Annotated in this window: 19 protein-coding genes; 8 read left to right on the top strand and 11 right to left on the bottom strand. The window is 55.9% G+C overall.

What is annotated here, in order from left to right; translation table 11 throughout:
• Positions 1 to 68: 68 nt before the first annotated feature.
• The 5 genes from F7231_RS12095 to F7231_RS12075 all read right to left on the bottom strand — a co-directional run bounded on the left by F7231_RS12095 (position 69) and on the right by F7231_RS12075 (position 4683).
• Positions 69 to 2303: a xanthine dehydrogenase family protein molybdopterin-binding subunit gene (locus tag F7231_RS12095; protein WP_208295591.1), complete on the bottom strand. Its 2235-nt coding sequence runs from the start codon at positions 2301 to 2303 to the stop codon at positions 69 to 71.
• Between the two features lie 2 nt (positions 2304 to 2305).
• A complete protein-coding gene (locus F7231_RS12090) occupies positions 2306 to 3325 on the bottom strand; it encodes an FAD binding domain-containing protein (RefSeq protein WP_166692079.1) in 1020 nt (339 codons plus the stop codon).
• Positions 3322 to 3966, bottom strand: coding sequence for a (2Fe-2S)-binding protein (locus tag F7231_RS12085; protein WP_166692078.1), 645 nt, complete (start codon positions 3964 to 3966; stop codon positions 3322 to 3324). The genes F7231_RS12090 and F7231_RS12085 overlap by 4 nt, the downstream gene beginning before the upstream one ends.
• A 35-nt stretch (positions 3967 to 4001) precedes the next feature.
• Entirely contained in the window at positions 4002 to 4193 is a 192-nt protein-coding gene (locus F7231_RS27420) for a cyclophilin-like fold protein (RefSeq protein ID WP_229369861.1), read from the bottom strand.
• 79 nt (positions 4194 to 4272) lie between these two features.
• Positions 4273 to 4683, bottom strand: coding sequence for a cupin domain-containing protein (locus F7231_RS12075; RefSeq protein WP_208295590.1), 411 nt, complete (start codon positions 4681 to 4683; stop codon positions 4273 to 4275).
• Between the two features lie 339 nt (positions 4684 to 5022).
• Between F7231_RS12075 and F7231_RS12070 the strand changes: the two genes are divergently transcribed.
• Entirely contained in the window at positions 5023 to 5997 is a 975-nt protein-coding gene (locus F7231_RS12070) for an AraC family transcriptional regulator (protein WP_166692076.1), read from the top strand.
• A gap of 84 nt (positions 5998 to 6081) precedes the next feature.
• Here the strand turns inward: F7231_RS12070 and F7231_RS12065 are convergent, their stop codons facing one another.
• Positions 6082 to 6480 carry a hypothetical protein gene (locus F7231_RS12065; RefSeq protein ID WP_085413720.1) on the bottom strand — a complete coding sequence of 133 codons (399 nt, stop codon included), beginning with the start codon at positions 6478 to 6480 and terminating at the stop codon, positions 6082 to 6084.
• A 196-nt stretch (positions 6481 to 6676) separates the two neighbouring features.
• Between F7231_RS12065 and F7231_RS12060 the strand changes: the two genes are divergently transcribed.
• A complete protein-coding gene (locus tag F7231_RS12060) occupies positions 6677 to 7042 on the top strand; it encodes a DUF1304 domain-containing protein (protein WP_085413722.1) in 366 nt (121 codons plus the stop codon).
• Positions 7043 to 7136: 94 nt separating this feature from the next.
• Positions 7137 to 7610, top strand: coding sequence for a helix-hairpin-helix domain-containing protein (locus F7231_RS12055; protein WP_166692075.1), 474 nt, complete (start codon positions 7137 to 7139; stop codon positions 7608 to 7610).
• Positions 7611 to 7618: 8 nt separating this feature from the next.
• Here F7231_RS12055 and uvrA read toward each other — a convergent pair whose 3' ends face one another.
• From uvrA to F7231_RS27830, 4 genes are all read right to left on the bottom strand, one after another.
• The gene (gene uvrA, locus F7231_RS12050; RefSeq protein ID WP_166692074.1) at positions 7619 to 10153 is read right to left on the bottom strand and encodes an excinuclease ABC subunit UvrA; all 2535 of its coding nucleotides are present in this window, start codon (positions 10151 to 10153) and stop codon (positions 7619 to 7621) included.
• A 94-nt stretch (positions 10154 to 10247) separates the two neighbouring features.
• Complete coding sequence (locus F7231_RS12045; RefSeq protein ID WP_166692073.1) at positions 10248 to 11468, bottom strand: DUF1501 domain-containing protein; 1221 nt, start codon at positions 11466 to 11468, stop codon at positions 10248 to 10250.
• A gap of 13 nt (positions 11469 to 11481) precedes the next feature.
• On the bottom strand, positions 11482 to 12939 hold the full coding sequence (locus F7231_RS12040; protein ID WP_166692072.1) for a DUF1800 domain-containing protein: 1458 nt from the start codon (positions 12937 to 12939) through the stop codon (positions 11482 to 11484).
• A gap of 62 nt (positions 12940 to 13001) precedes the next feature.
• A complete protein-coding gene (locus F7231_RS27830; protein WP_166692071.1) occupies positions 13002 to 13322 on the bottom strand; it encodes a hypothetical protein in 321 nt (106 codons plus the stop codon).
• Positions 13323 to 13556: 234 nt separating this feature from the next.
• Here F7231_RS27830 and F7231_RS12030 point away from each other — a divergent pair, with 234 nt between their 5' ends.
• From F7231_RS12030 to aac(6'), 5 genes are all read left to right on the top strand, one after another.
• Positions 13557 to 14162, top strand: coding sequence for an RNA polymerase sigma factor (locus F7231_RS12030; RefSeq protein ID WP_166692070.1), 606 nt, complete (start codon positions 13557 to 13559; stop codon positions 14160 to 14162).
• 21 nt (positions 14163 to 14183) lie between these two features.
• The gene (locus tag F7231_RS12025) at positions 14184 to 14492 is read left to right on the top strand and encodes a hypothetical protein (RefSeq protein WP_157510658.1); all 309 of its coding nucleotides are present in this window, start codon (positions 14184 to 14186) and stop codon (positions 14490 to 14492) included.
• 4 nt (positions 14493 to 14496) lie between these two features.
• Positions 14497 to 14979, top strand: coding sequence for a Spy/CpxP family protein refolding chaperone (locus tag F7231_RS12020; RefSeq protein ID WP_166692069.1), 483 nt, complete (start codon positions 14497 to 14499; stop codon positions 14977 to 14979).
• A gap of 209 nt (positions 14980 to 15188) precedes the next feature.
• The gene (locus tag F7231_RS12015) at positions 15189 to 15605 is read left to right on the top strand and encodes a DUF4890 domain-containing protein (RefSeq protein ID WP_166692068.1); all 417 of its coding nucleotides are present in this window, start codon (positions 15189 to 15191) and stop codon (positions 15603 to 15605) included.
• A gap of 289 nt (positions 15606 to 15894) precedes the next feature.
• Positions 15895 to 16335, top strand: a complete 441-nt coding sequence (gene aac(6') / locus F7231_RS12010; protein WP_166692067.1) for an aminoglycoside 6'-N-acetyltransferase — start codon at positions 15895 to 15897, stop codon at positions 16333 to 16335.
• 35 nt (positions 16336 to 16370) lie between these two features.
• Here aac(6') and F7231_RS12005 read toward each other — a convergent pair whose 3' ends face one another.
• Positions 16371 to 18242, bottom strand: coding sequence for a TlpA disulfide reductase family protein (locus tag F7231_RS12005; protein WP_166692066.1), 1872 nt, complete (start codon positions 18240 to 18242; stop codon positions 16371 to 16373).

Here is an 18242-nt window from a genome sequence, read left to right as displayed (position 1 = left end):
GCCATACTGTTAACGCAGCATGACCCGTCTTGGGAGCTAATCAGTGTCGATTAGCTCCCAAAGCTGATCTATACCGTTCGAAGTAGCTTGTCCGGGGTAATCGGTAAATCACGAACGCGCTGGCCGGTGGCGTTGAAGACCGCGTTGGCAACCGCGCCGGCAAAACCGATCAGAGCTATTTCGCCCATGCCTTTAGCCCCCATCGGGTTGATGATCGGGTCGGGCTTGTCGATCATAATCGTTTCAATGGCAGGTACGTCGGCGTGAACCGCTACGTGATAATCGGCGAGGTTGTTGTTCACGAAGCGGCCGAAGCGGTGGTCGATAATGGCTTCTTCAGTCAGGGCCATGCCAATACCTCCGGCTACTCCGCCGATCATCTGGCTCGCGGCCGTTTTAGGACTGACGATCCGACCCGAATCGGCGACACTAACGGCTTTTGAGACGCGCACCACGCCCGTCAGCGGATTGACACGTACCTGCACGAAATGCACTGAAAACGAGTACATGGAATACTTCGCCTGTTCTGGCCCACCCTTCGAGTCGGCACTTTTATCAATCACTGTCAGGTTGTTGGTCCGCATCAGATCACGCATCGCCGTTTTTCGGTTGGGTTCCTTCTCCACCGACAGCATCCCATCGGTCATAGTCAGCTCATCGGCCTGCCGACCAGCCAGTGCACCACCCTCTTTAGTGGCGAGTTCAATCAGCTGTTTTTTGATTTTCGTGCACGCGTCGTACACCGCTGACCCTACCGCCGATACAATGGCCGAACCGCCCTGGGTGGGTGCTTTAGGCAACGACGTGTCGCCGTACTCGACTTTGATCTGGTTGATAGGCACGCCAAGTACGTTGTGGGCAATCATGGTCAGGGCCGTTCCGGTACCCGGTCCAATGTCGGTTACGGCGCTTTGAATCGTCAGCGAACCGTCGGCGTTGAGCAGGGCGCGGGCCGACGCTTCCCACCGGAATGCGTTGAACGTACCCGTACTCATGCCGTAGCCGATGAGCCAGTCGCCCTCGCGCTGGCTGGCAGGTTCGTTTTTGCGCTTGCTCCAGCCGATAGCCTCGGCTCCACGCTGGTAGGCTTCTTTGAGATTTTTGCTCGAATAAGGCCGGTTATGTTCGGGGTCTGTTTCGGTATAGTTGCGCAGCCGGAATTCGATCGGATCGAGCCCCAGTTTATGCGCCATTTCGTCCATCGCCGATTCGAGGGCAAAGGCCCCCGACGCTTCGCCCGGCCCGCGCATCCAGATGGGTACGCTCCGGTCGAGTCGTACGATACGGTATCGTGTGCTGACGTTCGGGCAGTCGTACATGAACTTGGTCATGTTAACGGTCGCTTCTGTAAAGTCTTCGTAACTGGCCGTTTCGGCCGTCGCCGCGTGGGCAATGCCAACCAGCTTGCCGCTGGTGTCGGCTCCCATATTGATGGTCTGTACCGTATACGGGCGGTGGCCCACCAGAGTGAACATTTGTGAGCGGTTAACCACCAGCTTTAGCGGCCGGCCAATCTTCCGGGCAACTGCCACGACCGCCGTTTCCTGCGGCCAGGTACGTAGGCCCATGCCAAAGCCGCCGCCCATAAACTCCGTATGCACGCGAATTTTCTTCGGATCAATCTTAAACGCCTGTGCCATAGCCTGCTGCGTGGCGTTGACACCCTGCGTTTTGGCGTAGATCATCAACGTGTCAGCGCCCGTCCAGTGGGCCACGATACCGTGAAGTTCCATAGGGTTATGCACCTCAATGGGAATCGTATAATTGGCTTCCAGCGTGACCGGGGCCGACTTGTATCCATCGGCCTTACCCCGCAGGTAATTGCCGCCATCGGCTCCCTTCGGTGCTACGCCGTCGGCCAGGTGTTTTTCCAGCTTGGTCCGGGTTGCCTGTTTGGCGTAGGTGGCCTTCACGAGGGATGCCGCGTAGGTCGCCCGCTCGAGGCTGTTGGCCACTACCATCGCGATGGGCTGCCCGTCGAACAGGATTTTGGGGCTACTCAGAATTCGGTAGGTTTCTTCGGTTTTCGGCTTGGGCGCTGGGCCGTCGGCTTCTCCGCCCACAGGCGCGTCCCAGCCTGGAATGGGCGGCATATTCTGGTGCGTGAACACGCCGAGTACCCCCGGTGCGTTCTGCGCCTTTTTGGTGTCCATGCTGGTGATAGTGCCGCGGCCAATGTCACTCCCGACCAGCACGCAATAGGCCATGTTGGGCAGTTCGAAATCGGCGAAGTAGTTTGCCCCGCCGGTCACTTTCAACCGGCCATCGATCCGATCGATAGGCGGATTTTTCAGGTCTTTCATGATCAGGCGATTTTAGTGGCGGTTTTTAGCGCGTCGATAAGTGAGTTGGGTGCCAGCGTTAATTTGAAATCATTTTCGCCGTAGCCTTTGGCCCCGGCCATCGCCAGCGTAGCGGCCTGCCTGAAATTGGCTTCCGTAGCGGCTTTGCCCCGCAGAAATTGCTCGGCCTCAGTCAACCGCCAAGGTTTGTGGGCCACCCCGCCCATCGCCAGCCTGATATCCTGGATGATGTCTTTTTTAAGGTCAACCGCAACGCCTACCGAGATTAGCGCAAAGGCATACGAAGCCCGGTCACGTACTTTCAGGTAGTGCGAGTTGTCAGCAAACTTGTTGATCGGAATGTCGACCGATAGAATCAGTTCGCCAGGCAGCAGCGTATTGTCTTTTTGGGGCGTGTCGCCGGGGAGCCGGTGAAAATCGCCGAAAGGAATGATACGATCACCCTTTGGCCCCGATACGTTCACCGTTGCATCCAGGGCTGCCAGTGCAATGCACATATCGCTGGGGTGAACGGCGATGCACTTCGTCGAGGCACCAAAAATGGCGTGCATCCGGTTGATACCGCCGATGGCTCCGCAGCCTGAAGGCCCATTTGGTTGCCCTTTGTCGGGGCCTGCCTGCACGGGACTCCGTTTGTTGCAGGGCATGGAATTGTCGTAAAAATAGGCGCAGCGGGTACGTTGCATCATGTTGCCACCCACCGTTGCCATGTTGCGGAGCTGGGCCGATGCGCCCGCATTGAGCGCCATGGCCAGCAGCGGTGCATGCTTTTTCACCAGCGCGTGCTCGGCTACGGCCGAGTTTTTGGCCATAGCGCCAATGCGCAGACCTGCACTTGTTTTCTCGATGGTTGCCAGCGGTAGTTTGTTGATATCGACCAGCCGCTCAGGCACCACTACGTCGCGCTTCATCAGGTCGATGAGGTTGGTGCCGCCCGCCAGAAAGTACGAGCCGCTTTCCTGCGAGAGGGCCGATACCGCGGCTTTGGGGGTTGTCACCCGCGTATATTGAAATTGGTTCATACTCTGGCTCCTCCTTTTTTAACGTCCATGATCGCATCGACAATGTTGGCGTAAGCTCCGCACCGGCAGATGTTGCCGCTCATATACTCCCGAACCTCTTCGGGGCTGTTGGCATGCCCTTCGCGAATACAGGCCACCGCCGACATGATTTGTCCGGGTGTGCAGTACCCGCACTGGAAACCATCGTGTTTAATAAAAGCGTCCTGCATGGGATGCAGAGGCGCAGTGGGGCCACCGGCTGACAGCCCTTCGATGGTCGTGACTTTACTGCCTTCGGTGGTCATCGCCAGCGTCAGACACGAGTTCACGCGCTGCCCATCGACATGTACCGTACAGGCTCCACACTGACCGTGGTCGCAGCCTTTCTTGGTTCCCGTCAAATGCAGTTGCTCGCGCAGCAGATCGAGCAGCGTGACACGCGGTTCGATGGAGAGCGTGCGCACCGTCCCGTTAATCTCGAGCTGTAGCGGCATCTGTTCGATAGCCGTGGCCAGTTTTTCGTCCAGCCCGTTCTCGATGGCAGCGCTGGCAGCTACAGGCGTCAGGGCCATTGCCGCCAGCGCCGACGATTGTTTCAGGAAATTGCGTCGGGATGAGTTGGATTGATCGAACTCGTCCCCGATGTTGGTAGGCTCAGTCATACACGTTGATTTAGTGGCCAAGAAAAGCTATTGGTTTAAAGCACGAAACACGCCGATTGCTTTAGCTCGAACGTGACTGGTGTGCTTCCGGCACCCAGCGCAGCCGCGAGACCTGCCGGATTAACGACACGTCCCAGCTTGGTATAACTGTAGGATGTCGGAAACGTTTTGTAGAACAGCACCAGCGAAGCGGAGCCGTACAGCATCAGCTCGCCGTTGTGGATCATTCCGGGGTTTGCTGCACTTGGTGGGCAGGTCGGCTGGCAGCTGCTGATTTTGCCATAGACAGGTGGGTGAGCGATCCCGTTACTGCGCGTCTGTGTACGCCTCATCCGTGACGGCCTCCAGCCAGTTGACAGCCCCCCCCTTGCTCACGTTGGGATTGATGGCGATGTGCGTAAACGGACCGTTAGGCCCTGCGCCATGCCAATGCTCAACCATCGGTGGAATGGTTACCGATTCGCCTTCTCGAATTACTCGGGCGGGCTTTCCTTTTTCCTGATAAAAGCCGGTCCCCTGCGTTACGACGAGGAGTTGACCAGCAGGGTGCGTATGCCAATGCGTCCGCGCTCGTGGGGTGAATTCAACGCTGCTCACGATGCAGTCGGTTTCAGTGTTGGGCCCTACGAGAGTGGTAACCCAAACGGTTTCGCTAAAGCTGGTAGCAGGTCCCTGAGTAGCCTGATTCATAGTAGGCGTTTTCATTTGTTGAGCCATGATCATTTGTGTTGTTGCTGATAAGATCCCGACCAGAAAGTAAAACGTAAGCAGGTTGATTGATAACTTCATATACTTACGAACGGTATAAAGTCTATTCACTAATAAGCGGCGAATGAAGCTGCAAACGTACCTGGAACGACAAGGTTACTTTATAGTAAAATCAGTGCATTTTTTATGAAAACCGCACATTTAGCATAAAGTAATTATCAGTGAAATTGGCTGCCACGTGGATTAGGCGAAATATTATACTGTTGACTGACAATAGTTTAGCTAACTATTTTCTGCTTTTTGCCGCATGTAGGCACTTTTATGAGTGGAGAGTTGTCTCTACCAATTATGAAAACGCAATCGCATGGTTCATGGGAACGACGGAGCGGCGACGTCCTGCCCATCACGATGGTATATGATATACCATCTGTTCTGCCGCCTGGCACCACACCGGTAAGCCGACTTTATTACGAAGACTGGACTATCAAAGTTGTCGATCGCGAGAAAACCGGTTGTGACAATTACCTCACGCCAAATCGCCGTGACTTTTACAAGATCATGTTCATGACCAGCGGCACGGGCATGAAAACCATGGGGAAAGCCAATTACTTCATCGACGAGCGTACGATTCTATTCTTACATCCCAATGAAATAGTATGCTGGCGCAATGCGTCACCCAAGTCGGGCGGTGGCATTTTTTGCCTGTTTAAAAAACGATACCTGGATCAGCACCCGTCGCTGAAACTGATTATCGACCGCTATAAATTTTTCACGGAGAAGAAGATACTGCGTTTATCCGAAGAGTCGGCCGGGATGATTCATCGCCTGTTGACCCAAATGAAAGCCGAAGCGGCAGCGGGGGGCGACCTGGCCGAAGAAGCGATGCAGGCCTATGTGCAGCTGATCCTTGTTGAAAGCTTAAAAGGTGCTGATTATGAGCCAGTAGGAGAGATTACTAACGATTACCGGCATGTGTATGATTTCTTCGAATTACTGGAGAAAGAAACCAATCTCGCCAATATTGACAACCCTATCCGGATGCGATCGGCTAAAGACTATGCCGAGAAGTTAAGCCTGAATCCGAACTATCTGAATGGATTAGTGAAAAAGCATACCGGGCAACCCGTAAGCACACTGATAAAAAACCGACTTCTGGAAGAAAGCAAAGCCCTGCTGGTGCAAACTAACTGGACCTTGCAGGACATCAGTCAGATCATTGGCTTTGCCGATCAACCCAACTTCAGCCAGTTTTTTAAAAAATACGTGGGTATCACGCCCACTGAGTTCCGGCGTTCGCCCATCTCGCCCGATTACGAGGGGTGATCGGCAAACCTGGCGAGAAGAAGTGGTCGCTTACAGGCTTTCGTAGCCCCTGTACAACGAAAGCCTGTAAGCGACTTTTCACCACTACTCAACTGTTATGACGCGGGTTCGCTCGATTGGCTGAACGGTGGTGATCTTGATATCGCGAGTGATCATTTCCAGCCCATTCGACACTTTCAGCACATAGTCATTAGCCGACAGGTGACTCAGATCCATGCTGAGCCGGATCAACTCTTCGTCGGCATATAACGTACGATTGAAGTACACATGGCCCGCGCGATTCATGAGCTGAATGTAAACGAGGCCACCCAGTTCCTTGTCGACGTTAACGCGCAGTTTGCCGGTTGCGGAGACCAGCGCACTAACATCGAAGTGAACCAGTTTTGTGGGTTGATTACGTTTCGTGCTTTGCCGGATTGGCCCGGATACTGACGTGAGGCTGACGGTAGAAGCCAGCAGGAGCGAAAAGACAATCGTTTTCATTGTGTTTAACCGTTTGTGAGTCAGGAAAAGGCCAGCCGACCGAAAGCCCACTGGCCCGACAAAGACGGTCTGTCAGCGAAGGAGTTGCGTGAGCAGGACAAACGGTTAAAAAAAAGGTCAGGCGGAGAATGACGAAATAGGTGGCAACGTACCTATTGGATTATTCACCAACTTAGCCGGCTAAACCACCCTCGCTATGACGCTCGTTGCTTCTATCCTGATCGGCCTTGTTGCCCTGGAACACCTGTATATTTTGTGGTTCGAGATGTTTGCCTGGGAAACAAAAGGCAAAGCCATCTTCAAGGGAGCGATGCCCGCGGACCTGTTCAAGCCAACCAGAAAACTCGCCGCCAATCAGGGGCTTTACAACGGGTTTCTGGCTGCTGGTCTCATCTGGACGTTTTTTATCGACGAAGAGCCCTGGAAGACTTATATCGCCATCTTTTTCCTGAGCTGCGTCATGATTGCGGGCATTTACGGGGCACTAACGGCCAGCCGGAAAATCTTTGTTGTGCAGGCACTCCCGGCTATCCTGGCACTCATCGCGGTGCATATCCGGTAACGTACCTGCCCCGTCAGAGTCCGCTCCATAGGTAACGTGAACAGCTTGGTTGCTGGGTTGGTAGAAGCAGTAACAAATAAACCCGCTGACCGACATGCTCGACCAACCGCAGGCAGCCGACGATGCCGAAGAACCAGATGACTCGCTGGTCATCGATGCCAACACGACGCTCGATATTTTTATCGGCCCTAACAATTCAATCACCGAACTGGCCGACACCTTCGACGAGATGGATGGGGTGCAGGCCGAGACCATTGATATTACCAACGAGAAAGACGGCACCCATTTGGAGGTGATCTCGCTGGAAGAGCCCTCGCCCGATCAGCCGAACATCAACGTAGTCGACAACTTTGTTACGGTCGAAGGCATTGGACCGGAAGTAGCGGCGTTGCTCATTGCGGGGGGGATTCGCACGTTCAAGCAACTGGCCAATACACCCGTAGAACGCATCCGGGCCATTCTGGAAGTGGCCGGGCCGCGGTTCCGGATTCACGACGCGCACGAATGGCCGGAACGCGCCAGCAGGTTGCAGGTGCAACAACCAGGGCGCCGGACTCCGATCGAATAGAAAGCGGCCTAGCCCATAAATCGCTTCAGGTACGTTGCCGTGCGGCTTTTTGTTGATCTGGCCACTTCGGCTGGAGGGCCTGCCGCCACTACCTGACCGCCTTGTTCGCCCGCACCGGGGCCAACATCGATCACCCAGTCGCTGCCCGCTACCACACGCATGTCGTGCTCGACCACGATAACTGTATTACCGGCGTCGACCAGTCCGTCGAGTTGGGCGCTAAGGCGCTCTACGTCGGCCGGGTGAAGGCCGGTGGTGGGTTCATCGAGAATGTACAGCGTGTTGCCATGGCCCACGCGCTGCAGTTCGGTAGCCAGTTTGATGCGCTGTGCTTCCCCGCCCGACAGTTCGGTGGCGGGTTGGCCCAGACGCAAGTAGCCGAGACCCACTTCGCGAAGCACCGCTAACGAACGGCGAACGGCGGGTTCACTGTCGAAGAAGTCATAGGCTTCGTCAACCGTCAAGTGCAGCACATCGGCGATGTTTTTGTCCAGGTACGTCACTTCGAGGGTTTTGGCGTTGTAGCGGGCGCCGTGGCAGACGGGACAGGGCGTATACACACTGGGTAGAAATAGCAACTCAACCATCACGAAGCCTTCGCCCTGGCACTTTTCGCAGCGCCCTTTTGCTACGTTGAACGAAAACCGACCGGCATCATACCGACGGGCTTTGGCCAGTTTCGTGGTGGCAAACAGCTTGCGAACGTGGTCGAACAGACCGGTGTAGGTGGCCAGATTAGACCGCGGGGTGCGACCAATTGGTTTCTGATCGACCTGCACCAGCCGTTTTATTCGCTCCATACCCGCCGTAATGGAGCCACCCAGCGTAACCGGGGCCACATCCTGCAGGGGATCGCCTTCGTCCTCAGCTACGGCCTGACTTCCCAGCGCACCAGCCACCAGATCGACCAGCACCTGACTGACCAGACTCGACTTGCCGGAGCCCGATACCCCCGTGACCGTGGTGAGTACGCCGAGGGGAAAAGCTACATCGAGCTTGTTCAGGTTGTTGCGGGTGACACCCTCCAGCCGCAGCCAGCCTTGAGCGGGTCGTTGCTCGGGGCGGTGAAAGGGTCGGTCGCCAAACAGGTACGGCCGTGTTTTCGACGCCTGGATCTGGGCTAGCCCCGCCGGTGGACCACTGTACAGAATTTGCCCGCCTTTTTCGCCAGCGTCTGGTCCAACATCAATTATCCAGTCGGCCTGCCGGATAACGTCCAGTTCATGTTCCACTACGAAAAGTGAATTTCCCGAGGCTTTCAGTCGGTTGAGTGCCCGCAGGAGCGCTTCCGTATCGGCCGGGTGTAGCCCCGCTGATGGTTCGTCGAGCACGTATACCACGCCAAACAGGTTGGAACGTACCTGCGTGGCCAGCCGCAGCCGCTGATGCTCGCCCGGCGACAGGGTAGGGGTACTGCGTTCCAGCGATAGGTAACCCAGCCCCAGATCGAGCATGACATCGAGCCGGGCGACAAGATCCGCCGCGATCCGCTGCACAACCAGGACTTTCTCGGGGGCCTCTTCACCCAAACGGGCCATTTTACCCGTAGTCTGTTCCGCGTACGGCCGCATGATGCGGGTGAGTTGGTCGAGCGAAATTCGGGAAATATCGGCAATATCGTGTCCGGCAAAGGTGATCGACAGCGATTCCTGCCGGAGCCGTTTGCCCTTGCAGAGCGGGCATTCGGTGCTGCGCATGTATTGCGCCACCCGCTTCTTCATCAGCGGGCTTGTGGTGTTGGCAAACGTTTGGCGAACGTACCTGCGCGCCCCCGTAAACGTGCCCATGTAGCTGGGCGTCAGGTTCCGTTTGATGGCCTGTTGCACCTGATCGCGTTCCCAACCCGAGTACACGGGCACCACCGGTTGTTCCTCGGTGAACAGAATCCAGTCGCGGTCCTTTTTAGGCAACTCGCGCCAAGGCGTGTCAATGTCGTAGCCTAGTGTAATCAGGATCTCACGCAGGTTCTGGCCGTGCCAGGCGGTTGGCCAGGCGGCAATGGCCCGTTCGCGAATCGACAGTGTATCGTCGGGAACCATGGTCTGCTCGGTAACCTCGTAAATCCGACCCAGACCGTGGCATTCCGGGCAGGCACCTTCGGGTGTGTTAGGCGAAAATGATTCCGCGTACAGGATCGACTGGCCCTTCGGGTACTCACCCGCCCGCGAGTACAGCATGCGAAGCAGGTTCGACAAGGTCGTGACGCTACCCACTGATGAGCGAGTCGTTGGCGCGCCGCGCTGCTGTTGCAGGGCAACCGCCGGGGGCAAACCGTCGATCTCGTCGACTTCTGGTACGGCCATCTGATTGAATAGCCGCCGGGCGTAGGGCGACACCGACTCCAGATAGCGCCGCTGGGCTTCGGCGTATAAGGTGCCGAAGGCCAGCGATGATTTGCCCGACCCCGACACCCCGGTAAACACCACCAGCGCATCGCGCGGAATAGTTAGCGAGACGTTTTTAAGGTTGTTCTCCCGCGCCCCCGATACACGTACCTGACCGGGCGGCTGAGTGGCATCTGTTTGGTTCGATTCGTTCTGCATGTAAATCGATTAACCCAAAACCGGCCGATCTGCTTCCCGTACGTGACCATTACGGCCGTAAGTTTAGCCACTGGCTTGCGCTGACCCGCTGCGGCTAGACAAACCCCAGCGTGTCGAATTTGCGGCCCAGAATAGCTGTGTCGTCGGTTTTTAGCCAGTCGCGGAGCAGGGTAGCGTAGATATTCCGGAAATCGACGGTGTATTTCAGGTCGCCCTCGTCGAGATTGGTGAGGTTGGGTGCTTCGTTGAAAACCTTGCCGGGCGTAAGGCCACCGCCAATCAGAAAGACATTATTGGCGGTGCCATGGTCGGTGCCGTTGCTGGCGTTCTGCTTTACCCGACGGCCAAATTCCGAGAAGGTCATCAGCAATACATCATTCTGGCGATCGGTCGCCTTCATATCGCCCATGAACGCCTTTACCGCGTCGGCGTATTGCCGCAGCAGGCGCTCCTGCTGGTTTGGCTGGTTGATGTGCGTGTCGAAGCCAGAAATGGAGATGTAGTACACGCTCGTACTAACGCCCGATTGAATCAGTTCCGACACGGTCTTCAGCCGACTGCCCAGTTCAGTGGTTGGGTACGTTCCCCGGGTAGCGCTCACCGGACTAGCCGATTTTGCCGATTTGTCGTAGACGTATGCCGCCGATGATACGGTTTCGGCCAGTGTTTTGTAGAGGTACGACACGTTGTTATGCTCGTTGTCATGGCGCGATTTGGCCAGCCCCTCCATCAGGTTACCCCGCGTCTGGTTGTACAGCTTTTGCGGATTCAGCATCGCCAGGCCATTCACGTTGGTGCCTTTCAAGGCCAGGCTCAGCGTATCGTCGACCTCTACAGCGCGGTGGGGCTGGCAGGCGGCGGCACCTATGCAGTTGGCGTCGAGGTAGCGGCCGAGCCAGCCGGTGGCCAGGTACTTGTCGGAGTCGCTGGCAGTTTGCCAGATGTCCATCGACCGGAAGTGCGACCGATCGGGATTTGGATACCCTACGTTGTTGATGACCGTTACCAGCCCATCGTCATACAGCGATTTTAGCGATTCCAGTGCGGGGTTAAAGCCGATCTCGTCGTTGAGCGACAGAACTTTATCGCGCGGAATGGCCAGGGTTGGGCGTTCGCGGTAGTAGATATCATTGCGGAAGGGGACCACCGTGTTTAGCCCGTCATTGCCGCCCGACAACTGCACAATCACCAGCGTTTTGCCCGTTGCCGGGGCCATGCCCAACTGGTTCAACTCGTACGCCTTCAGGAAGTGCGGAATCAGCATCGTTCCGGCAGTGGTGAGGGCCGATTTCTTTAAAAAGTTTCTGCGTTGCATGTCAGTACCGGGATTAACACAGTTGATATTCGGGGAGGGCCATCAGGGAGGCCGTCAAGACTTTGATCTGTTCGCTCCGGGAGCTGTCAGGTTTGAGCCGCTTTATAACCGCTGCCCGCTGGGTAGCCCCAAGCGGCTGCTGCAACAGAAAATGAGCTAGTTCGTCGGGGAGTTTATCCGTACTGACAGGAGCGAAAGCGGCTTCAAACGCCTGCCAGTCGGCGGTGGCTTGCAACGACCCTTTGCCCCGTTTCGAGAGCAGTTCGGTGTTTACGTCGCCATCTTCCTTGGGTCGGGTGGTCACCTGGCCTGCCTGCAAAAGCAAATCGGGGAGTTTCATACGGAACAGTAAACTCGAGCTATCGATCCAGTTCCGACCACCGGGCCAGCCCGCAACATTTGGCGGGTACAGCAATACCTGCCCCAGCGTACGCTGAATAAAAATAACCGATTGCTGCTGGTCGAACCGGATGCCCAGTGCGTGTTGCATACCCGCCAGCAGCTCTACCGGCGACTTGATCCGGTTGCCCACTACGGCCGGTTCATAGAACCAGTCGGCGGTGAAGATGGTCTCCAGCAGGTCGCTGATATTATAGCCTTTACTGTAAAAGCGGTCGGCGAGGGTATTGATGCGGGCCATTGCCGTGGCGTCGGTAGCCTGTTCATCGACCAGAAACCGGTAGATTTTGCCGGTCACAAAGCGGGCCGTCTGTTTGCGCTCCAGCAGCAGCCGGATCACATCGTCGCCCGTAAACGCACCCGACTGGCCAAAAATCGTTTTAGGCCCGTTGTCGTGCTGATTTGGCCGAAACAGAAACGCGCCGTCGGCATTGAATCCCCAGCCCGTAAAGGCGCGGGCAGCATCTTTTACGTCAGCTTCAGTATAATTGGCTGTTGTACCGTCGGTGCGCCCGAGTGTGAACAGTTCCATCACCTCGCGGGCGAAATTCTCGTTGGGCGCGTTCTTCTTGTTCTGCTGATTATTCAGAAATTGAAGCATGGCGGGCTCTTTCGATACCGCCATCACCAGGTCGCTGAACGTACCAAGAGCGTGCTGCCGAATAGTGTTCAGGTATTGCTGCATCGCCACCGGATTGAGCACGCGGCAGGCAAAATGACCATGCCAGAACAAGGCCATCTTTTCGCGGAGCATATCCTGGCCGGCTGCCATTTGTCCCACCCACAGCACATTCAAATCCCGAATATGCTCGGCGTTTTCTTTGAGGCGCTGTTTCAGCATGTCCCGGTCAATCATGCCGGTGCGTGCCATGCCACGCAGACCTTTCCGGTCAACGAGTTGGGTCGACTCCATCACCGTCAGAGGCGCAAAGGACGTATCGGGATGCAGCAGGTCGCGCACTACTTTCTTGATAGACCGGCTGCTCTCACGCTGCACTACGGCGGGCGTTGCGCCAAAACCGGCCCGCCAGTACAGATGTTGTAGTTGCTGTTGCTTGCTAATGGAACGCATAGTTGAGTGAGTGAACTGTCTGGGTAGAAATTAATAGGAACCTGACTACGTACGAATCTATATTATCGCAACCGGTAAACCCGACGTGGAGCGACATATACCCGACGGGGAGGCGCATACCTAATTGGTCGTGGCGTAACGTATACTGGTCTCGGCGCAATGTAAACAGGGCGAGGTGCCACGTAAACGGGACGGGGGGCGATGTAAACGGGGCGAGGTGCCACGTAGACAGGGCGAGGCGCTACATAAACCGGTCTGGGAGCTACGTAGACAGGACGCGGACGCGAATTCAACCTGACAACAACGCGTTGCGCGTTGGCAAACTGGGTAAAAAAGAGGCTACTTCCCAGCAAAAGTAACAAGGCAGTTTGTGCAGTTTTCATCAGTTTTATGGCCTTAACGTTGTGTACTTAGTTCACTATCAGCCCTTGCGTATGCCAGTAAAGGCTTGTTCTATGACCAGCTTCAACCAGAGAAGTTTAACGGACATTCAGTCATAGAATGCCATTGTCCGGTAAAACTTGCGGGGGGGCGACAAAAAATAAAATCTTTTTTACCCGCCCCGCAAGTTTCACGGCCCTTTCCGCATTTACTAACTAGAAGCCAAGCCAGTCACATTGGACGTACCTGAACTCATTGCCGGATTACAGCAGGGCAACCCCGATGCCTTTCGGCAGTTGGTGCTGACCTATCAGAGTCGTGTGTACAACACGGTGCTGGCCATTGTACGGCAACCCGAAGAGGCCGAAGATGTAGCGCAGGAGGTGTTTGTTCAGGTCTTCGAGTCGATTAAATCGTTTGGTGGCGATGGTAAGCTGACGGCCTGGATTTACCGGATCGCCACCACCAAAGCATTGGAAGCGTACCGGAAACGACATGCCCGCAAACGGTGGGGCGGCATTCCGTTCTCGTTTTTCACGTCGTTTTTTGGGGGTGATGGGGCCAAAGATGGGTTAGCCGAGCGACATCACCCGGTTGATTTTGCGCATCCGGGGGTGAAACTGGAGCAGCAGGAACGATCGAAGGTGCTTTTTGCCGCCATAGCCCGGCTCGTCGACCAACAGAAGATTGCGTTTACCCTGTTTCATATCGAAGGGCTTTCTTATCAGGAAATTGCCGACGTGATGCAGGTATCGGTATCCGCCGTGGAGTCACTGCTTCACCGGGCTAAGGCAAACCTTCGAAAGTGGCTACGAGCGTACTACGAGACAGAAATGGATTGATATTGACAGGATACAGACAACATGAAGAAGCAACGAATTGAGGAAGAGGTCGACAAAACGCTTGGGTCTGTTGCAGGCATGGAGCGGGCCGAACCGAACCCGTTTTTCCTGACGCGGGTGGAAGGGCGACTGGCGCAGCGGCAATCGGTGGGCCCAACGGCCTGGCTGTTTCGTCCGGTCTGGGCAGTGGCTTCGCTGGGCCTGGTACTGGTGCTGAATCTGTCGGCGGTGCTTTACGTTCGTGAGCAGCTCGACCGGCACGAACAGGAGCAGGAGTCTGTCGGCCTCACGTCGGAGTGGGGGCTCGATGCCACCTTGTTGGACTGGTAAACGGATGGAGACGAAAAAGCGATTTTATTGGCTTTGGGCTGCCATCGGGCTATTGCTCTGCCTGAACCTGCTCACGATTGGCTGGGTGGTGCGAAAGACAAATACGGTGCGCACTGCCCGGCCGCTGGCCGAAGGGGCGCTGGTACGGCGGCTGGGATTTTCGCCCGACCAGATGAAGCAATACCGAAAAAGCCGGGTACAGCTTCGCCAGCAAAGTAAACCGCACGAAGACAGCCTCCGCCGTTTCCGAACCCGCTTGCTCGAACAGGTGAAGCAACCAGCTGTGTCAGATGAGCAGTTGGATGAGCTGATTGCGCAGCTATCGCAGCAAAACCGGCAGATCACCCGGTTTCGGTTTAGGCACTGGCAACAGGTACGTGCCATCTGTACGCCCGACCAGCAAGCACAGTTCGATCAGCTCATTGGCCGAATGGGGCAGGGACTGAACAGTCCGGGGCTTCGCGCCCGACTTCGACAGGAAAATTGAAGCGTAGAACCCTTCCTGGTCGTGCGCTTGTGCGGGCATTGAGATGGGCATAATTCGCAGAGCTACAGGTTAATGTGTTTTAACTGGCCGCTCTACGTAAAAAAATATAGCTTGCTGCCGCAAGTTTCCGAGGGAAAAAGCATCTAACCAGTTACTACCGGGTTGTTGCAGGAAATAACCCTACAAACCAATCAAAATCAGTATTCATCATGAAAAATAACATCATGCTTGCCCTGCTTGTCAGCGCATTTGTATCTGTTCAAAGCTTTGCACAGGACGCACCAGCTCAAGACGCCAACCGGGCCGAACGTCGTGGGGGTATGGCCTCAATGACGCCCGAGCAGCGGGCCGAGCGGCAGACTGCGCAGATGAAAAAAGAACTGACGCTGACCGCCGAACAGGAAACGACAATTACGGCGCTTAACCTGAAATTTGCGCAGCAACAGCAGAAGATGATGGCCTCGGGCGAGCGGAATCCGGAAGCTATGAAGCAGGCAATGGATGCCCGCGATGCTGAATTGAAAGCAGTGCTGACTAAAGACCAGTTCGGTCAATACGAAAAGATGCGGGAAGAGCAGCGGAACCGGATGCGTGAAGGCCGTGGCCCACGTAATAACCGCAAATAGGATCAGAGCGTAGGCTGTGTTCAGCCGGTTATTCGGTGATGCCGGCAAAAGCTGTAGACCAGCAAAAAAGGAAGGTGCCGGGATTACAAAATCTGGCTACCTTCCTTTTTTTGCTGGTTACCATCCCGAATCGAGGCACATTCACTCGCAAGGTCAGGCCATCAGAGCAACCCATTATGCGTAAGTTTGAGCGCTACTTCCGCTTGTTCGTCTACGTACCGTAAGCGCGTACTAGCAGAGTGGGTGACGTACCTACGGCACACTGGATAGAGTCACAAGCGTTTAGTCGATGAGTATCAGGGAAGTAACCCGTTCAGATTTTCAGGAATGGTTTGAGATGGCGCAACAACTCTGGCCGAATTATGACACCAACGAGATGACGGATGCCCTGATGGCGATTCTGCGTTCCTCCATCGAAGCCGCGTTTCTGTTGCGTAATGACGACAACGTCGCCGTCGGCTTCATTAACCTCTCGCTCCGATACGATCCCATTCCGGGGGCTACCCGGAAACCCGTTGCCTACGTAGAGGGCGTTTTCACCCGGCCCGAATTCCGGCAACAGGGACTGGGCAAGCTCCTGATCGAACAGGCTGAAGAATGGACCAGACTACAGGGCTGTGCCGAACTCACCGCCGATGTGGAGACGGATAATCAGGCAAGCCACGCCTTTCATAAGCGGATGGGCTTCGAAGAGGCCGGCCGGGTCGTCACCTTCATCAAGTACGTGTAAAGTGCCGATCGGACTACGGCTCTAAGTCACGACACTTATTCCTTGAGTGCTTCGATCACCAGGGTTATCTCTTCGGCAGTAGCATCGGCATTGCCTGAGTAACCAAGGCTTCGGTAACGTACCCGGCCTTTAGGATCAATGATCACTTTGGTCGGAATACCCTGCACACCGTAGGAATCAGACACCTTCTGGTTCATGTCGAGCGGCACAACGCCTGTATAGGGCTGTTTGGCCATAAACGACTGAACCCGGCTCAGCGGGCCTCCCTCGCGGGTGTTCACAAACAGAAACAACACGTTGGGGTCGTTTTTGAAATAATCCCGCGCTTGTCGCATGGCCGGAAACGACGCTATACAGGGCCCACACCAGGTAGCCCAAAAATCGAGAACAACCACTTTGCCGCGTAGCGCCGCCAGTGACACCTTGCCTCCGTCGAGGGTAGTCAGGGTGAAACCGGGTGCTGGCTCGTTGACAAACGTTTCGGCTAGATCGGCCCGGCGATCGGCCCGGTAATTGACTTCCAGCTTCCGTAGATACGCCTCGGCCTGAGCGGTGCCGCCCATTCGTTTGGCCTGCCAGTCGCGGAGATTACTCCGAAGCCGGGGTGTAACTCGGCCTGCTTTCACTACTCGCTCAATATAAGGCAGCACAGAGTCGGCACGGGTGGCCTGAATGGCGCACTGCCATAGTCGCTCACTGGTTCGCGGATCGGTGTTGTCGTCCTCGAGGCCATCGACCGATTGCTTAAACGTAGCCAGCGCCTGGGGCGTGCGTTTCTGGAGGGCATACGCATAGGCTAAGGTGGCCTGGTAGGCCCTGATCTGCGCGGCTCGTTCGGCGGCGTCTGCTTTGGGCTGGGTACGTTGCTGCAGGGCGCTCATGGCGCGGGAAGCTACCCAGTCGGCCTGTGGAACGCCGCGTTCTTCGTCGGTCATCTGCTGTGCAAAGCTGTGGAGCAGGGCCGGGTCGGTATCTTTCAGCGGCTGCTGGCCTAAAAAGGTAACCAACTCCCGAAACTGACCTGCTTTGAAATACCCTTCAGCCAGCGAGCTAACCAGCATGGGTCGATAGGCCGATGTCGGGAACGATTGCGTAAAGGACGTGAAGCTGGTCAGTTTCTTCGTTAGATCGGCTTCTGCCCGAATGGCACCAGCGCGTGCTTTCTGGGCTGCGTCGCCGGTGGGGTCAACTGTTCTGATCCGGTCACGGGCGGCCTGCGCCAGAGTGGGTTCGATAAGCTGGTCGTACAGGCGGGCAGCGTTGTTAAGATCCTCGGGTGTAAGGCCGGTCTGACGGCTTTTCAGGTACGCATCGATGTTGGCCAATGCCGTTTTCTTCGCATTGGGTTTTTGCTGACGAATCTGCACCGAAATAATGTCGGCCCAGTACTGAGGTCGGTTGGCCGGGTATTTCTGAATTTCCTGCTCGTATTTCTGAATGGCCCACGTCCAGTCTGGCGTTATTTTCAGCGCATAGGGAAAAGCGGTTCGCACCAGTACCGACGCCTGCCCGCCGACAGCATGCGGGCGAACTGTGCCCGTTGAGTCGTAAAGCAGAATTGGGAAGAAATGACCGTTGTTATGGTCGATCAGCGTGGGGTTGGTTTTACTTCTGAAGGTCATGGCCAGCCCCGCGATGGTCTTTTTGGGCAAGGTAAGCTCACCCGTTACGGTATTCCCCTGCCGGACAGCCGTTGCCGTTGTGGGCTGGCTGAGGCGCATGGCCGATGGGCCGGCATACGGAACGTACCTGCCTTCGATCTGTGCTTCACTGCCCAGGGTTGGGCCGGGTGTATACGTAAACGAAACCACATCGCCTGGTACCGGCCGTTCGGGAACATACCTGAACTGCTGGGCGAAGAGGGAAAGCGTGAGAAGCGAAAAGAGGAGTGTGAGGCTGCTTTTCAT

It is taken from the genome of Fibrivirga algicola, from assembly GCF_011742925.1.
GTDB classification, from domain to species: Bacteria; Bacteroidota; Bacteroidia; order Cytophagales; family Spirosomataceae; genus Fibrella; species Fibrella algicola.
This window is presented reverse-complemented; position numbering and strand designations above follow the sequence as displayed.

What these genes read in the sequence shown, in the direction of transcription:
- F7231_RS12070 (WP_166692076.1), top strand. Translation starts at nt 5,023, where the DNA reads ATGAAAACGCAATCGCATGGTTCATGGGAACGACGGAGCGGCGACGTC.
- uvrA (WP_166692074.1), bottom strand. Translation starts at nt 10,153, where the DNA reads ATGCAGAACGAATCGAACCAAACAGATGCCACTCAGCCGCCCGGTCAG.
- F7231_RS12075 (WP_208295590.1), bottom strand. Translation starts at nt 4,683, where the DNA reads ATGGCTCAACAAATGAAAACGCCTACTATGAATCAGGCTACTCAGGGA.
- F7231_RS12085 (WP_166692078.1), bottom strand. Translation starts at nt 3,966, where the DNA reads ATGACTGAGCCTACCAACATCGGGGACGAGTTCGATCAATCCAACTCA.
- F7231_RS12065 (WP_085413720.1), bottom strand. Translation starts at nt 6,480, where the DNA reads ATGAAAACGATTGTCTTTTCGCTCCTGCTGGCTTCTACCGTCAGCCTC.
- F7231_RS12060 (WP_085413722.1), top strand. Translation starts at nt 6,677, where the DNA reads ATGACGCTCGTTGCTTCTATCCTGATCGGCCTTGTTGCCCTGGAACAC.
- F7231_RS27420 (WP_229369861.1), bottom strand. Translation starts at nt 4,193, where the DNA reads ATGATCCACAACGGCGAGCTGATGCTGTACGGCTCCGCTTCGCTGGTG.
- F7231_RS12045 (WP_166692073.1), bottom strand. Translation starts at nt 11,468, where the DNA reads ATGCAACGCAGAAACTTTTTAAAGAAATCGGCCCTCACCACTGCCGGA.
- F7231_RS12055 (WP_166692075.1), top strand. Translation starts at nt 7,137, where the DNA reads ATGCTCGACCAACCGCAGGCAGCCGACGATGCCGAAGAACCAGATGAC.
- F7231_RS12025 (WP_157510658.1), top strand. Translation starts at nt 14,184, where the DNA reads ATGAAGAAGCAACGAATTGAGGAAGAGGTCGACAAAACGCTTGGGTCT.
- F7231_RS12020 (WP_166692069.1), top strand. Translation starts at nt 14,497, where the DNA reads ATGGAGACGAAAAAGCGATTTTATTGGCTTTGGGCTGCCATCGGGCTA.
- F7231_RS12015 (WP_166692068.1), top strand. Translation starts at nt 15,189, where the DNA reads ATGAAAAATAACATCATGCTTGCCCTGCTTGTCAGCGCATTTGTATCT.
- F7231_RS12095 (WP_208295591.1), bottom strand. Translation starts at nt 2,303, where the DNA reads ATGAAAGACCTGAAAAATCCGCCTATCGATCGGATCGATGGCCGGTTG.
- F7231_RS12005 (WP_166692066.1), bottom strand. Translation starts at nt 18,242, where the DNA reads ATGAAAAGCAGCCTCACACTCCTCTTTTCGCTTCTCACGCTTTCCCTC.
- F7231_RS12090 (WP_166692079.1), bottom strand. Translation starts at nt 3,325, where the DNA reads ATGAACCAATTTCAATATACGCGGGTGACAACCCCCAAAGCCGCGGTA.
- F7231_RS12040 (WP_166692072.1), bottom strand. Translation starts at nt 12,939, where the DNA reads ATGCGTTCCATTAGCAAGCAACAGCAACTACAACATCTGTACTGGCGG.
- F7231_RS27830 (WP_166692071.1), bottom strand. Translation starts at nt 13,322, where the DNA reads ATGAAAACTGCACAAACTGCCTTGTTACTTTTGCTGGGAAGTAGCCTC.